Here is a 15,103-nt window from a genome sequence, read left to right on the forward strand (position 1 = left end):
GCCTGCCTCGACCATCGCGATAGAAATCTGACGTCAAAAAACAAATTCAGCTTAAAAGTCCCGCTGCGCAAAGGCTAAACTGCCTCCCATTCCGAGACCCTCTTCGTCCGAGCCTGCGAGCCGGTTTGAGCTGAAATGACGCGCACCCATGAAATCCGCCCCGACCTGGACGAAGGCATAGACCGCAAGGTACTCAGCCAACTGCGTGCGCGTTTTCTCAAACTCAATGAAGGCCGTCTCGGCCGGGCCCTCGAAGGTCTGTCGACGCGCCAGCAAGGCGTATTGACCCTGCTGCCGCTGTTCTTCCACGTCAATCATCCGCTGCTGCCAGGTTATGTCTCGAGCAGCACACCGGCCGGCCTGTCCAGCTACGAGCCGGACGCCAACGCGCTCGCCGAAGCCCAGCGCCTGACCCGATCGTTCTCCTACAAGCCACGCCACGGCAGCAACCCGCCACGGCCGATTCACGGGCTGTTTCTGATGGGCAGCCTCGGCACGCTGGCCCAGGCCGATCAGAGCGACATGGACGTGTGGGTCTGCCACGCGCCGGACCTCAGTGAAAACGAGCTAACCGAACTGCGCAAAAAATGTCAGCTGCTTGAAGCCTGGGCCGCGACTCAGGGCGCCGAGGCGCATTTCTTCCTGATCGATCCGGTGCGTTTCGTCAAAGGCGAACGCGACACCCAGCTGAGTTCCGAGAACTGCGGTACCACCCAGCATTACCTGTTGCTCGACGAGTTCTACCGCACCGCGATCTGGCTGGCCGGGCGCACGCCGATCTGGTGGCTGGTGCCGGTCTACGAGGAAAGTGCCTACGACGTTTACACCGACACGTTGTTGTCCAAGCGTTTCATCCGCGCCGATGAAACCCTCGACCTCGGGCATCTGGCAACGATTCCGCCAGGCGAGTTCATCGGAGCCGGATTGTGGCAACTGTTCAAAGGCATCGAATCACCGTACAAATCGGTGCTCAAACTGCTGTTGACCGAGGTCTATGCCAGCGAACACCCGCAGGTGCAGTGCCTGAGCCTGCGCTACAAAAAAGCCGTGTTCGCCAATCAACTGGATCTGGATGAGCTGGATCCGTACATGGTCGTGTACCGGCGCATCGAGGAATACCTCACCGCCCGCAACGAACCGGAGCGCCTGGAGCTGGTGCGTCGTGCGCTGTACCTCAAGGTCAACCGCAAGCTCACCGGCAGCAGCCGCAGCCAGGGCTGGCAGCGTTCGCTGCTGGAGCGGCTGGCCAATGAGTGGCATTGGGATCAGCGCCAACTGGCGCTGCTTGACAGTCGCAGTCAGTGGAAAGTCCGTCAGGTCAGTGCCGAACGCCGCGCGCTGGTCAACGAGCTCAATTACAGCTATCGCTTCCTGACCCAGTTCGCCCGCACCGAACAGACCGTCAGCCTGATCAACAAACGCGATCTCAACGTGCTCGGACGACGGTTGTACGCCGCGTTCGAGCGCAAGGCCGACAAGGTCGAGTTCATCAACCCCGGGATCGCCCCGGACCTGGCCGAAGACACCCTGACCCTGGTGCAGTCGCCGAACAAAAAAGAGCCCGGGCAGACCCACTGGGGCCTGTACAACGGCAGCCTGACCGCGCTGGAATGGGAACACTTCGCACCGATCAAGCGCAGCCGCGAACTGCTCGAACTGCTGACCTGGTGCCATCGCAACGGCGTGATCGACAGCAGCACCCGTCTGGCCCTGCATCCGGGCAGCAGCGACCTGAGCGAGTTCGAGCTGTTCAACCTGCTCGGCAGCCTGCAACAGTGCATCGCCCTGCCTTTGCCCAGCGTCGCCGAGGAGCCGTTACTGCGCGCGGCCGTGCCGAGCGAAGTGCTGATGCTGATCAACGTCGGCGTCGATCCGCTCAAACATCACCGCGACCTGAACATTCTGATGACCACCGAGCGCACCGACTCGCTGAGTTACGCCGGGGTACGCGAAAACCTCGTGCTGACCCTGGATCAGGTCACGCTCAACAGCTGGAACGAAGTGCTGGTCAATCGTTTCGACGGCCCCCACGCACTGCTCGACTGCCTGCGCGACTACCTCAACAATCTGCCGCGTGGCCTGCAGCAACCGTCCTTGAAGGTGCGCTGCTTCTGCCACAACCGCGCGCAGTTCATTGCCCGTCGCGTCGAAGAAATCGTCGAGACCGCGCAAAATCTGCTGCTCAGCGAGTTGAACCATCGCTACCTGATTCAGGTGCAACAGCACTATCACGTGCTGGAGCTGGTGCCGGGTCAGGTCAACCACGTCGCCCTCGCGACATTGCCGGCACTGCTGGAATATCTCGGCGAAGAGCAGGCACGTTACAGCCCGCTGCACCTCGATCCGATGGCGCTGGAAGAGCACGATCTGGCATTGATCCTGCCGATGGGCCAGCCGGAATCGATCCAGGTGTTCTACCGGATCACCGAACAACAGGCCGAACTGTACGTGCTGGATGAGTTCAATGCGCTGTGGCAGCAGCGCTTGCCCTATCACGACGAGCAAAGCCTTTTAGTCCCGCTGCAACGTTTCCTGCAATCGATCCTGTACCGACGTGAAGCACTGCTACCGATGGACGGCAGTCCGGCGATCAGCCTCGAGACATTGTATTACCAGTTGTTGCCTTCGGGCCCGGGGCGCGCGCGACGGGTCGAAGCACGGCCCGCGCCGCAAACTCCGGTCAACAAACCGTTCTACGACGTGCAGGCGATCATCGGCAAAGCTGCGCCCGGCGAGGTGCAGGTCACCCTGTATTGCAATCAACGGGAATTCAGCGAGCTGGAACATGGCGACCAGCTGTTTCGCGTGGTCGCTCGGGAAATCATCGAGCAACGCCGCGAAACCGAGCGCTATCGCTGCTACATCACCGATCTGGATCTGTCGGGCCTGCTCGGTGATGGTCAGAGTTCAAGCAATCTGTATCTGCGCTACAAGGCTGACCTGGAGCGCGCCCTGAACGAGGCGCTCGAACAGGTCTGAGAGGGGGTTACTCGCGGAAATCACCGCCGTTGGCCGGCTGCGATTCGACTTCCAGCAACGTCAGCTTCAGAGTCTTGCCACCCGGAGCCGGCCAGTCGATGTGCTGACCGACCTTCAGGCCCAGCAACGCGCTGCCGACCGGTGCCAGGATCGAGATCTTGCCTTCGTCGGCGTTGGCATCCTTGGGATAGACCAGCGTCAGGTGATAGTCCTTGCCACTGCCTTCTTCGCGGCAATGCACGCGGGAATTCATCGTCACGACATCGGCGGGCACTTCCTCGTGTCCGACCACGGTGTCAGCGCGATCCAGTTCGGTTTGCAGCGCGATCACGCCCGGCAGCGTGTCATCCAGGCTGTCGATCAGGCGCTCCAGACGTTGCACGTCCAGACGGGTAAGGGTGATGGAAGGTGCGGTCATGATCCGGGCAGACTCCTTTCTTCTGCACACAAAAAAAGCAAAACCCCGCCAAAAAAGGCGGGGTTTTCACCAAGCCTCGATGGGTTGAGGCGTGTTCGGACACTATCACAGCTCAAAAAATATACAAGCCACCGCCGGACGACGCGCGATCCCTGTAAGAGCTGCCGCAGGCTGCGATCTTTGCTTTTAAAGGATCAAGATCAAAAGATCGCAGCCTGCGGCAGCGCCTACAGGGAGGTCGCTCTGCGATTGGCAGCCTGGGCAACAATCACCCGCCGCCGCTCATCATCCGCCGAGCGCCACTCGCGAATGTCTTCGACATGCCGCGCGCAGCCGAGGCAGACCTTCTGTTCGTCCAGCCGGCACACACCCGTGCACGGCGACGGCACCGCCGGGCTGACGTTGCTGTAGAGCGGTTTGGGAGGACGAACAGGAGCGGTGCCAGTCACGGAATCACAAACCTTCGAAATCGAATTCGACGCCGGCCTGCTGCTTGACGATGCGCTCGAGCATTTCGCCCAGTTGCTCTTCGCTCTTGTCGCACATCCAGCGCTCACTTTCTTCGTCGTAGTCGAAGTGGAAACCACCGGACACCGCCGCCAGCCACAGCTGACGAAGCGGCTCCTGGCGGCTGAAGATCAGTTGCGAGCCATTTTCGAACTTGACGGTCAAGACACCTGCCGAGCTCTCCAGGTCAATATCCAGGTCGCTGTCATCAAAGATATCTTCCAGCGTCTGCTGGGTAGCATCGACCAGATCGTGGAAACGGGCTTCGGACAAACTCATTGCGGCAACCTCAAAAAATGTCTGATCAGGCTCAAGCGCCGAAAGATACGGACGCTTCCGGCCGATTGCAAAGATTAACGACCAAGCACCGTTTCCCATCCAGCACTGGCCCCTGTGGAGCGAGCTTGCTCGCCAAAGCGGTGTGTCGGCCAGCAAACATATCGAATGTACCGGCCTCTTCGCGAGCAAGCTCGCTCCCACAGGAATTACCTGTATCCAACCGGTATCCAGAGAGCCCCGCCGGACGGGAGCCCCCTCGCATAGGCAAGCTGCCGGGTGGCCGGTATACTCCGGCGCAATTAACGCATTTTCAAGGATTTCGCCATGAAGCGCCTGATCTCTTCCCTTGCTGCGCTCGTCGCGGTTGCCTGCCTCGTTTCGGCCTGTGGTCAAAAAGGCCCGCTGTACCTGCCGGATGACGATCAGGACCCGGCCGAACAAGCCCAGTCTTCGCAAAAGCAGCCGTCCAAAGCACACAAGCACGACGTTTACCAATAAGGGATCGCCATGGACGCTTTTAACTACCGTGGCGGGGAGCTGTTCGCGGAAGGTGTGGCGCTGTCCGCCATCGCCGACCGCTTCGGCACGCCCACCTACGTTTACTCGCGCGCACACATCGAAGCCCAGTATCTGGCCTACGCCGACGCATTGGCCGGCATGCCGCACCTGGTCTGCTACGCGGTAAAGGCCAACTCCAACCTCGGCGTGCTGAATGTCCTGGCCCGTCTCGGTGCCGGTTTCGACATCGTTTCCCGTGGTGAGCTGGAGCGTGTGCTGGCCGCTGGCGGCAGCCCCGACAAGATCGTGTTCTCCGGCGTCGGCAAGACCCGTGACGACATGCGTCGCGCCCTGGAAGTCGGCGTGCACTGCTTCAACGTCGAATCCACCGACGAGCTCGAGCGCCTGCAAGTGGTCGCCGCCGAGCTGGGCGTTCGCGCCCCGATCTCGCTGCGCGTGAACCCGGACGTCGATGCCGGCACCCACCCGTACATTTCCACCGGTCTCAAAGAGAACAAGTTCGGTATCGCCATTGCCGACGCCGAAGACGTGTACGTGCGTGCCGCGCATCTGCCGAACCTGGAAGTGGTCGGCGTCGATTGCCACATCGGTTCGCAACTGACCACCCTGCCACCGTTCCTCGATGCCCTCGACCGCCTGCTGGATCTGGTCGACCGCCTCGGCGATTGCGGCATTCACCTGCGCCACATCGATCTCGGTGGTGGCCTGGGCGTGCGTTATCGCGATGAAGAGCCGCCACTGGCCGGCGATTACATCAAGGCTGTGCGCGAACGCCTGAACGGTCGTGATCTGGCGCTGGTGTTCGAACCGGGCCGCTTCATTGTCGCCAACGCCGGCGTACTGCTGACCCAGGTTGAGTACCTCAAGCACACTGAACACAAGGATTTCGCCATCGTCGATGCGGCGATGAACGATTTGATCCGCCCGGCCTTGTATCAGGCCTGGATGGACGTCACCGCAGTCAAACCGCGTGACACCGCCGCGCGTCAATACGACGTGGTCGGCCCGATCTGCGAAACCGGTGACTTCCTTGCCAAGGACCGTGAACTGGCGCTGGAAGAAGGCGACCTGCTGGCCGTGCATTCGGCGGGTGCCTACGGCTTCGTCATGAGTTCCAACTACAACACCCGTGGCCGTGCCGCTGAAGTGTTGGTAGACGGTGATCAGGTTTTTGAAGTGCGTCGCCGCGAAACCGTGGCCGAGCTGTTTGCCGGCGAAAGCCTGCTGCCGGAGTAACCCATGCTGCTGCGTTTTACCAAAATGCACGGCCTGGGCAATGACTTCATGGTTCTCGACCTGGTCAGCCAGCACGCGCATATTCAGCCCAAGCACGCCAAGCAATGGGGCGACCGGCACACCGGTATCGGTTTCGACCAGTTGCTGATCGTCGAAGCGCCGAGCAACCCGGACGTGGATTTCCGTTACCGGATCTTCAACTCCGATGGCTCGGAAGTGGAACAGTGCGGCAACGGTGCGCGCTGCTTCGCCCGCTTCGTGCTCGACAAGCGCCTGACCGCCAAGCGCAAGATTCGCGTCGAGACCAAGGGCGGCATCATCGAGCTGGACGTGCGTAACGACGGCCAGATCGGCGTCAACATGGGCGCGCCGCGCCTGGTGCCGGCGGACATTCCGTTCGAAGCGCCAGCGCAAGCCTCCAGCTATCAGCTGGAAGTCGACGGCACGACGGTCGAACTGGCCGCCGTGTCGATGGGCAACCCCCATGCGGTGCTGCGCGTGCAGGACATCAACAACGCACCGGTGCATGAACTGGGGCCGAAAATCGAACACCATCCGCGCTTCCCGGCGCGGGTCAATGTCGGTTTCATCCAGGTCATCGACCGCAACCGCGCGCAATTGCGCGTCTGGGAACGCGGAGCCGGGGAAACCCAGGCCTGCGGCACCGGCGCCTGCGCTGCGGCTGTCGCGGCAATCAGTCAGGGGTGGATGGATTCGCCGCTGTTGATCGACCTGCCCGGCGGGCGTCTGTCCATTGAATGGGCAGGCCCTGGCCAACCGGTGCTGATGACCGGTCCGGCAGTGCGTGTATACGAAGGACAAGTGCGTCTTTGAGTGAGCAGAAGCCATGACCGATAAGCCTCAGGTACCCGCCCGACAGTCCGACGAATCAGCGTCCGAGAGCCTGGAGGCGGCAGCGGTTGCCGCGTACCTGGAGGCTCATCCGGACTTTTTCGTCGAGCACGAAGAACTGCTGCCCGCCATGCGCATTCCCCACCGACGCGGTGACACCGTGTCGCTGGTCGAACGGCAGATGACCATCCTGCGCGACCGTAACATCGAGATGCGCCACCGCCTCTCGCAGTTGATGGACGTGGCCCGCGACAACGATCGCCTGTTCGACAAGACCCGCCGCCTGATCCTGTCCCTGATGGACGCTGCCAGCCTCGAAGACGTGGTGATCAGCGTCGAAGACAGCCTGCGCCAGGACTTCCAGGTGCCTTTTGTCAGCCTGATCCTGCTCGGCGACAACCCGGCCCCGGTCGGCCGCTGGGTGACTCACGCCGATGCACAAACCGCGATCGGCGGCCTGCTCACCGAAGGCAAAAGCGTCAGCGGCACCCTGCGTGAACATGAGCTGGACTTCCTGTTCGGCGAAGAGCAGCGCAAGCAGATCGGCTCCACCGCCGTGGTCGCCGTCAGCCATCAAGGCATCCACGGCATTCTGGCGATCGCCAGCCGCGATCCGCAGCACTACAAGAGCTCGGTCGGCACGCTGTTCCTGAGCTACATCGCCGAAGTCATGGGCCGCGTGCTGCCACGGGTCAACAGCTCCCTGCGCTCGGTACGCTGAGCATGGAACGGCAACTGGACGCTTACTGCGAACACCTGCGCAGTGAGCGACAGGTGTCGCCGCACACCCTGTCGGCCTACCGCCGCGACCTCGATAAAGTCCTCGGCTGGTGCGTCAAACAGAACATCGGCAGTTGGGCCGCGCTGGACATCCAGCGCCTGCGCAGCCTGATCGCCCGCCTGCATGCACAGGGCCAGTCTTCGCGCAGCCTCGCCCGATTGCTCTCGGCGGTGCGCGGACTCTATCACTACCTCAATCGCGAAGGCCTGTGCGACCACGATCCGGCCACCGGGCTGGCCCCGCCGAAGGGCGAACGTCGCCTGCCGAAAACCCTCGACACCGACCGCGCACTGCAACTGCTTGAAGGTGCGGTCGAGGACGACTTTCTGGCACGGCGTGATCAGGCGATTCTTGAGCTGTTCTATTCCTCCGGCCTGCGCCTGTCCGAACTGACCGGGCTCAACCTCGATCAACTCGATCTGGCCGACGGCATGGTCCAGGTGCTCGGCAAGGGCAGCAAGACCCGCCTGCTGCCAGTCGGCAAAAAAGCCCGTGAAGCACTGGAACAGTGGCTGCCATTGCGGGCCATGACCAACCCGGCGGACGACGCCGTGTTTGTCAGCCAGCAAGGTCGACGCCTCGGCCCACGGGCGATTCAGGTCCGGGTCAAACTGGCCGGCGAGCGCGAGCTGGGGCAGAACCTGCACCCACACATGCTGCGGCACTCCTTCGCCAGCCACTTGCTGGAATCCTCGCAGGACCTGCGCGCGGTGCAGGAACTGCTCGGCCACTCGGACATCAAGACCACGCAGATCTACACCCACCTGGACTTCCAGCACCTGGCGGCGGTCTACGACAGCGCCCATCCACGGGCCAAACGCAGCAAAGGCGATGATTCATGAACATCCAGTTGATCACCTTCGACCTCGACGACACCCTGTGGGACACCGCCCCGGTGATCGTCGGTGCCGAAGCGGTATTGCGCGAATGGCTGAGCGAACACGCACCGAACCTGGGCGCGGTGCCGGTGGAGCATCTGTGGGCGATTCGCGAGCGCGTACTGGCCAGCGAGCCGGGGCTCAAGCACCGCATCAGCGCGTTGCGCCGGCGCGTACTGTTCCATGCGCTGGAAGAAGCCGGGTACGCCCACGGCGAAGCCTCGGATATGGCCGACAAGAGCTTTGAAGTATTCCTGCATGCACGGCATCAGATCACGGTATTTCCCGAGGTCGAACCGACCCTGGAAATCCTCGCCAACCACTACGCCCTCGGCGTGGTCACCAATGGCAACGCCGACGTGCGCCGGCTGGGGCTGGCGGATTATTTCAAGTTTGCGTTATGCGCCGAGGATATCGGCATCGCCAAACCGGATGCGCGGCTGTTCCACGAGGCCCTGCAGCGCGGTGGCGTGAGCGCTGACGTGGCAGTGCACATTGGTGATCATCCGGGCGATGACATCGCCGGGGCACAGCAGGCGGGCATGCGCGCGATCTGGTTCAACCCGGCGGGCAAGGCCTGGGAAGCCGAGCGTCAGCCGGATGCCGAGATCCGCAGCCTGACCGATCTGCCGGCAGTGCTGGCGCGCTGGAATGCCACCTCCAACTAACACCGTTCCCTTGTAGGCCTTCGCCTGCTCGCGATAGCGGTGTATCAGTCAACATAGATGTATCTGACACTCCGCTATCGCGAGCAGGCGAAGGCCTACAGGGGATCGCGTGCACCCGAATGTTTATTCCATGCATGAAAAAGCCCGCAGCGACGGCGGGCTTTTTCAGCAAGCAAGTGGCACGCCTCAGATAGGGCGGCTGCCGTACTTGTTGTCCGGCTTCTTGGGCGGATCGGCGACCACGTTGGCCTCCACTTCCTGCACCTTGCCGCCGCGCGCAAGGAACTCTTCCATGGCCTTGGCCAGGGCGTCGCGCTCCTTGTTCTTGGCTTCGATGCTCGGCAATTCGTCTACCGACACCGCAGCCTTGGCTTTGCCTTTGGCAGCCGGGGCCGGCGTATCGTCACCGCCATCGTCGTCAGCAACGTCTTCCGCTGCTGCTTCCAGGCCTTCCTCGGCCTCGTCTTCGTCGCCTACTTCGAGGTCGTCGTTTTCCAGATCATCGTCGCTCATGTTCTACCTCATGACTTGCGAAAAGCAGATTAGTTATAGACCAGCTTTGGCGACTGTCGAAAGTCGCCGGAAAAAATCGGTAACCGCTGGTGACCAACGGTTTACGCCCCTTCACCGTGCAAGGTGGCGAGGACTTTACGGGCACCGCCATGATCACGGTGCTCGCCCAGATAAACACCTTGCCAGGTTCCCAGTGCCAGGCGACCTGCCGAAACCGGCAGACTGATCTGGCAGCCAAGCACGCTGGCCTTGAAGTGCGCCGGGAGGTCGTCCAGGCCTTCGTCGTTATGCTCATAGCCGTCTGTTCCTTGTGGGATCAGACGATTGAAAAATCGTTCGAAGTCGCGACGGACCGCCGGATCGGCGTTCTCGTTGATGGTCAACGACGCCGAGGTATGCTGCAGCCACAAATGCAACAGACCGACCCGGCACGCCTTGAGTTCAGGCAGGCCGGCGAGTAACTCGTCCGTTACCAGATGAAAGCCCCGGGGCCGTGCCCGCAGGGTTATCAGAGTCTGTTGCCACATACAGTTCTCCGCACGTTCGGGGCGCATTCTAGCGCGCTCTGGGAAAAAACAAAGGCCCTAATATTCCTGCAATGATGTAAGCCATTGGCCGCAGAAAAACGCCCGTCGCAAACACGACCATAGCCGTACGAAAAATCCTTTCAGCCTTCCCTTCAATGACAAATTCCAGACAAAAAAATGCCCGGCAAGCCGGGCAAGTTTTTTGCTGCGCGTACTTACAGGTTGTAGCCGCGTTCGTTGTGTTGTGCCAGATCCAGGCCAACCGATTCTTCTTCCTCGGTCACACGCAGACCCATCACGGCATCCAGGACCTTGAGGATGATGAAGGTGACGATCGCGGTGTAGATCACCGTGAAGCCGACGCCTTTGCACTGAATCCATACTTGCGCGGCAATGTCGGTCACGGTGCCGAAACCACCCAGCGACGGTGCAGCGAAAACACCGGTGAGAATCGCGCCGAGGATACCGCCGATACCGTGCACGCCGAACGCGTCCAGGGAGTCGTCATAACCGAGTTTGCGTTTCAGGGTGGTGGCGCAGAAGAAGCACACCACGCCCGCCGCCAGACCGATCACCAGCGCGCCCATCGGGCCTACGGTGCCAGCAGCCGGAGTGATCGCCACCAGACCGGCAACCACGCCCGAGGCAATGCCCAGCGCGCTTGGCTTGCCGTGAGTGATCCACTCGGCAAACATCCAGCCCAGGGCTGCCGCAGCGGTCGCGATCTGGGTGACCAGCATCGCCATGCCGGCAGTGCCGTTGGCGGCTGCGGCGGAACCGGCGTTGAAGCCGAACCAGCCAACCCACAGCATCGCTGCGCCCATCAGGGTGTAGCCGAGGTTGTGCGGAGCCATTGGGGTGGTCGGGAAGCCTTTGCGCTTGCCCAGCACCAGGCACGCTACCAGACCGGCGATACCGGCGTTGATGTGCACCACGGTGCCGCCGGCGAAGTCGAGTACGCCCCAGTCCCACAGCAGACCGCCGTTACCGGACCAGACCATGTGCGCGATCGGTGCATAGACGAGGGTGAACCACACGCCCATGAAGACCAGCATCGCGGAGAACTTCATCCGCTCAGCGAACGCACCGACGATCAGCGCCGGGGTGATGATCGCGAAGGTCATCTGGAAGGTGACGAACACCGCCTCAGGGAACAACGCCGCCGGACCGGTCAGGCTTGCCGGAGTGACACCGGCCAGAAATGCCTTGCCCATGCCGCCGAAGAACGAGTTGAAATTGACGACGCCCTGCTCCATGCCGGTAGTGTCGAACGCAATGCTGTAGCCATAAATGACCCACAGGATGCTGATCAGACCGGTAATGGCGAAGCACTGCATCATCACGGAAAGAATGTTTTTCGAGCGAACCATGCCGCCGTAGAACAGCGCCAGACCCGGGATGGTCATGAACAGCACGAGGGCTGTCGAGGTGAGCATCCAGGCAGTGTCGCCGGAATTGAGGACTGGGGCCGCCACTTCGTCTGCCGCCATGGCAAGGCTGGGCATTACGATGGACAACAGGGCTCCTAGCCCTGCGAATTTACGCAGAGTCATATTGTTTTCTCCTGGGGCGTTGGGTTTGTGGCGGCGCTTAGATCGCGTCGGTATCGGTTTCGCCGGTACGGATGCGAATCGCCTGTTCCAGATTGACCACGAAGATCTTGCCGTCACCGATCTTGCCGGTGTTGGCAGCCTTGGTTATCGCCTCGATAACCCGATCCAGATCCTTGTCGTCGATGGCCACGTCGATTTTCACCTTGGGCAGAAAATCGACCACATATTCCGCGCCGCGATACAGCTCGGTGTGACCCTTCTGCCGGCCGAAGCCTTTGACTTCAGTAACGGTAATGCCCTGCACGCCGATTTCGGACAGCGACTCGCGCACGTCGTCCAACTTGAACGGCTTGATGATGGCAGTGACTAGCTTCATGAAACTCTCTCCCGAATTGGTGGACTTGCCCCAGGAAAACAAACCCGACTCAAGTCTAAGCGCAGTGCCTGGCTTTGTAACGCATCGTCGGCCTTACCTGCCCGACTGACGCCAGCTAACCGCTGCTGACGAAACTCCCCGCTCCGCCTGCCGCACTGCATTCGTCACAGCGACTGCATCAGTGCATGGGTCACTACCGACTAAGCAGAAAGCTTGCCATCTCGCCAAATTCCTCTGATTTCAATCTCTTGGCCGCTGTTTCAGGCGCTTGCGCGGAAAAGGCCCGACGGTTACGCACAACAACGGTGCGCTGCCGTCCGTCCGCCTGCGCGAAAAGCGTGCATCCGTGCCTGCGTCAATGACTATAGACACTGCGTGATACACTGCCCGCCACTGTTTACAGGACACATTCCATGCTCGCCCCCAAAGACTTCCTCGACGCCCTGAGCGGCACCGCTTCCCGCCTGTTCAGCGGCGACACCCCGCTGCCGAAAGCCGAAATCGAAAGCCAGTTCAAGATGCTGCTGCAGAGTGCCTTCAGCAAACTCGATCTGGTGAGCCGTGAAGAGTTTGATAGTCAGATGGTCGTCCTGGCCCGCACCCGCGCCCGCCTCGAGAGCCTCGAAGCCAAAGTCGCCGAAATGGAAGCCAAGCTGACACCGCCCGCTGAATAACCCCGCAACTCCCTGTAGGAGCTGCCGAAGGCTGCGATCTTTTGATATCCAGCCCCTCAATCCTCTCGGCAACGTCCTACAACTTGCAGCACCACCGTCCGATTACGTCGAAAAGCCCCGGCTCCCAAGCTCACCCGATGCTGAATGTTCAGCACCGGGTTTGGCGACCTGGACAGCTTAAGGCGCACGACATTGTGGTGACTGGGTACCCGCAAAAAACGCGCACATGGCACATTGGTGGGGCAGATACCACGAGCACCCTCCAATCAGAAATAAAAAAGGCGTCCGATGGACGCCTTTTAAGTATTTTTTGAGGAGTAGTCGCAGCGATTCTTTAGCTCCCGGCTTTACGGCCTTGGGTTCAGAATCCGACAGGCTAGCCCGTCGTCACTACTTCAGAGAAAACAGCTTTCTCTGCTGCCAAAAATGCGGGGGAGCTTCTGCTGGTGCCCAGTCCCGACGAATGCGCAGTTGCAGTCCTCGAACGCGAGGATCCGTCAAGAGTCAACGCTCCAACTCAGGTACGCAGTGACACCCCAGCGGGTCTTGATATGTCTTGTAAACCTCTATTCCAGCAATGAAACCCGGCTCAACTACCCTTCAAAAACCCGCAGGAAGCGGCCCCCGATTCAGCTCAAGGAACGACCATGTCCCTCTCCATCGTCCACAGCCGCGCCCAAATCGGCGTAGAGGCTCCCGCTGTCACCGTAGAAGTCCATCTGGCCAACGGTCTGCCGTCGCTGACCATGGTCGGCCTGCCCGAAGCGGCGGTGAAAGAAAGCAAGGACCGGGTGCGCAGCGCGATCATCAATTCCGGGCTGCAGTTTCCGGCGCGGCGGATTACCTTGAATCTGGCGCCGGCGGACTTGCCCAAGGATGGCGGGCGGTTTGATCTGGCGATCGCCTTGGGAATTCTGTCGGCGAGTGTGCAGGTGCCGTGTCTGACGCTGGACGATGTGGAATGCCTCGGTGAGCTGGCGTTGTCCGGCGCGGTGCGACCGGTGCGTGGCGTGTTGCCGGCGGCACTGGCGGCGCGCAAGGCCGGACGGGCACTGGTGGTGCCGCGGGCGAATGCCGAAGAGGCGTGTCTGGCCTCGGGTTTGAAGGTGTTTGCGGTGGATCATCTGCTGGAAGCGGTGGCGCACTTCAACGGGCATACGCCGGTCGAGCCTTATGTGTCGGACGGGCTGATCCACGCCACTAAACCATATCCCGACCTCAATGAAGTGCAGGGGCAGATGGCTGCGAAACGGGCGCTGTTGATTGCGGCGGCGGGCGCGCACAACCTGTTGTTCAGTGGGCCACCGGGAACCGGCAAGACCTTGTTGGCGAGTCGTTTGCCGGGGCTGCTGCCGCCGCTGTCCGAATGCGAAGCGCTGGAAGTGGCGGCGATTCAATCGGTCGCCAGTGGCGTGCCGCTGACCCATTGGCCGCAACGTCCGTTTCGCCAGCCGCATCACTCGGCATCGGGGCCGGCGCTGGTCGGTGGCAGCTCGAAACCGCAACCCGGCGAGATCACCCTGGCCCACCATGGCGTGCTGTTTCTCGATGAGCTGCCGGAGTTCGATCGCAAGGTGCTTGAGGTTCTGCGCGAGCCTCTGGAGTCCGGACATATCGTGATCGCCCGGGCCAAGGATCGGGTGCGATTTCCAGCACGGTTTCAGTTGGTGGCGGCAATGAATCCGTGCCCCTGTGGATATCTCGGCGAACCGAGTGGCAAGTGTTCGTGTACGCCGGACATGGTGCAGCGTTATCGCAACAAGTTGTCGGGGCCCCTATTGGACCGGATCGACTTACACCTGACGGTAGCGCGGGAGGCAACAGCGCTGAACCCTGCGGTAAAGCCAGGAGAAGACAGCGCCAGTGCGGCCGCGTTGGTAGCCGAGACCCGGGAGCGCCAGCAAAAACGTCAGGGTTGTGCCAATGCGTTTCTCGATCTGCCGGGGCTGAAACGGCACTGCAGGTTATCCACAGTCGATGAGAAATGGCTGGAGTCAGCCTGTGAACGACTGACCTTGTCGCTACGCTCGGCGCATCGACTTCTAAAGGTCGCCCGGACGTTGGCCGATCTGGGACAGGAAAAAGAGATCAGGCGCGAGCATCTGGCAGAGGCGTTGCAATATCGGCCGGCAACACAATGAAAATGACAGCGCAACTCGCAAACGGACTGCCCCGAAAAATAAACATCCAAGCACTGATGGCCATTGGCCGAGATGTGATATAACGGCGACGCTCTTTTTTACTCGTTATCCGTCTATCGTCAAGACATAGAGCATTTTTCAACGCGGAAATGGAGGCGGGACATCATGGACAAGATTTCTATTGCTCACCGGGCAAAGTCGT

At 61.1% G+C, this 15,103-nt stretch carries 16 protein-coding genes; 9 read left to right on the forward strand and 7 right to left on the reverse strand.

Annotated features, from left to right (window positions below):
• The first annotated feature begins 135 nt into the window (after positions 1-135).
• Positions 136-2,979, forward strand: coding sequence for a class I adenylate cyclase (locus tag NN484_RS05725; RefSeq protein WP_215500569.1), 2,844 nt, complete (start codon positions 136-138; stop codon positions 2,977-2,979).
• Positions 2,980-2,986: 7 nt separating this feature from the next.
• On the opposite strand, the gene rnk is transcribed toward NN484_RS05725, so the two are convergent.
• The 3 genes from rnk to cyaY all read right to left on the reverse strand — a co-directional run bounded on the left by rnk (position 2,987) and on the right by cyaY (position 4,183).
• Positions 2,987-3,397 (reverse strand): nucleoside diphosphate kinase regulator, encoded by a 411-nt coding sequence (rnk, locus tag NN484_RS05730; RefSeq protein WP_123469788.1) that lies wholly within the window; start codon positions 3,395-3,397, stop codon positions 2,987-2,989.
• Between the two features lie 227 nt (positions 3,398-3,624).
• Positions 3,625-3,846, reverse strand: a complete 222-nt coding sequence (locus tag NN484_RS05735) for a DUF1289 domain-containing protein (RefSeq protein WP_274658715.1) — start codon at positions 3,844-3,846, stop codon at positions 3,625-3,627.
• 4 nt (positions 3,847-3,850) lie between these two features.
• Positions 3,851-4,183: an iron donor protein CyaY gene (gene cyaY / locus NN484_RS05740; RefSeq protein ID WP_083367569.1), complete on the reverse strand. Its 333-nt coding sequence runs from the start codon at positions 4,181-4,183 to the stop codon at positions 3,851-3,853.
• Between the two features lie 324 nt (positions 4,184-4,507).
• On the opposite strand from cyaY, the gene lptM reads away from it, so the two are divergent.
• The 6 genes from lptM to NN484_RS05770 are packed head-to-tail and all read left to right on the forward strand — an operon-like array spanning position 4,508 to position 9,117.
• Positions 4,508-4,681 (forward strand): LPS translocon maturation chaperone LptM, encoded by a 174-nt coding sequence (gene lptM / locus NN484_RS05745; protein ID WP_007911098.1) that lies wholly within the window; start codon positions 4,508-4,510, stop codon positions 4,679-4,681.
• Positions 4,682-4,690: 9 nt separating this feature from the next.
• Complete coding sequence (lysA, locus tag NN484_RS05750) at positions 4,691-5,938, forward strand: diaminopimelate decarboxylase (protein WP_215500567.1); 1,248 nt, start codon at positions 4,691-4,693, stop codon at positions 5,936-5,938.
• Between the two features lie 3 nt (positions 5,939-5,941).
• A complete protein-coding gene (gene dapF, locus NN484_RS05755) occupies positions 5,942-6,772 on the forward strand; it encodes a diaminopimelate epimerase (protein ID WP_127648057.1) in 831 nt (276 codons plus the stop codon).
• A gap of 13 nt (positions 6,773-6,785) precedes the next feature.
• Positions 6,786-7,511 carry a DUF484 family protein gene (locus NN484_RS05760; protein ID WP_215500566.1) on the forward strand — a complete coding sequence of 242 codons (726 nt, stop codon included), beginning with the start codon at positions 6,786-6,788 and terminating at the stop codon, positions 7,509-7,511.
• A gap of 2 nt (positions 7,512-7,513) precedes the next feature.
• On the forward strand, positions 7,514-8,413 hold the full coding sequence (xerC, locus tag NN484_RS05765) for a tyrosine recombinase XerC (RefSeq protein WP_127648059.1): 900 nt from the start codon (positions 7,514-7,516) through the stop codon (positions 8,411-8,413).
• The gene (locus tag NN484_RS05770) at positions 8,410-9,117 is read left to right on the forward strand and encodes an HAD family hydrolase (RefSeq protein ID WP_215500565.1); all 708 of its coding nucleotides are present in this window, start codon (positions 8,410-8,412) and stop codon (positions 9,115-9,117) included. Before xerC ends, NN484_RS05770 begins: the two co-directional genes overlap by 4 nt.
• Before the next feature lie 186 nt (positions 9,118-9,303).
• Here NN484_RS05770 and sutA read toward each other — a convergent pair whose 3' ends face one another.
• From sutA to glnK, 4 genes are all read right to left on the reverse strand, one after another.
• Positions 9,304-9,630 carry a transcriptional regulator SutA gene (sutA, locus tag NN484_RS05775; protein ID WP_007964546.1) on the reverse strand — a complete coding sequence of 109 codons (327 nt, stop codon included), beginning with the start codon at positions 9,628-9,630 and terminating at the stop codon, positions 9,304-9,306.
• A 101-nt stretch (positions 9,631-9,731) separates the two neighbouring features.
• A complete protein-coding gene (locus tag NN484_RS05780) occupies positions 9,732-10,157 on the reverse strand; it encodes a secondary thiamine-phosphate synthase enzyme YjbQ (RefSeq protein ID WP_003229414.1) in 426 nt (141 codons plus the stop codon).
• 215 nt (positions 10,158-10,372) lie between these two features.
• On the reverse strand, positions 10,373-11,710 hold the full coding sequence (locus NN484_RS05785; protein ID WP_215500564.1) for an ammonium transporter: 1,338 nt from the start codon (positions 11,708-11,710) through the stop codon (positions 10,373-10,375).
• 37 nt (positions 11,711-11,747) lie between these two features.
• Positions 11,748-12,086, reverse strand: coding sequence for a P-II family nitrogen regulator (gene glnK, locus NN484_RS05790; RefSeq protein ID WP_002555808.1), 339 nt, complete (start codon positions 12,084-12,086; stop codon positions 11,748-11,750).
• 413 nt (positions 12,087-12,499) lie between these two features.
• On the opposite strand from glnK, the gene NN484_RS05795 reads away from it, so the two are divergent.
• On the forward strand, positions 12,500-12,760 hold the full coding sequence (locus NN484_RS05795) for an accessory factor UbiK family protein (RefSeq protein ID WP_007920416.1): 261 nt from the start codon (positions 12,500-12,502) through the stop codon (positions 12,758-12,760).
• A 647-nt stretch (positions 12,761-13,407) separates the two neighbouring features.
• Entirely contained in the window at positions 13,408-14,901 is a 1,494-nt protein-coding gene (locus tag NN484_RS05800) for a YifB family Mg chelatase-like AAA ATPase (protein WP_215500563.1), read from the forward strand.
• Positions 14,902-15,103: the final 202 nt, after the last annotated feature.

This window comes from Pseudomonas serboccidentalis (genome assembly GCF_028830055.1).
Lineage (GTDB): Bacteria > Pseudomonadota > Gammaproteobacteria > Pseudomonadales > Pseudomonadaceae > Aquipseudomonas > Aquipseudomonas serboccidentalis.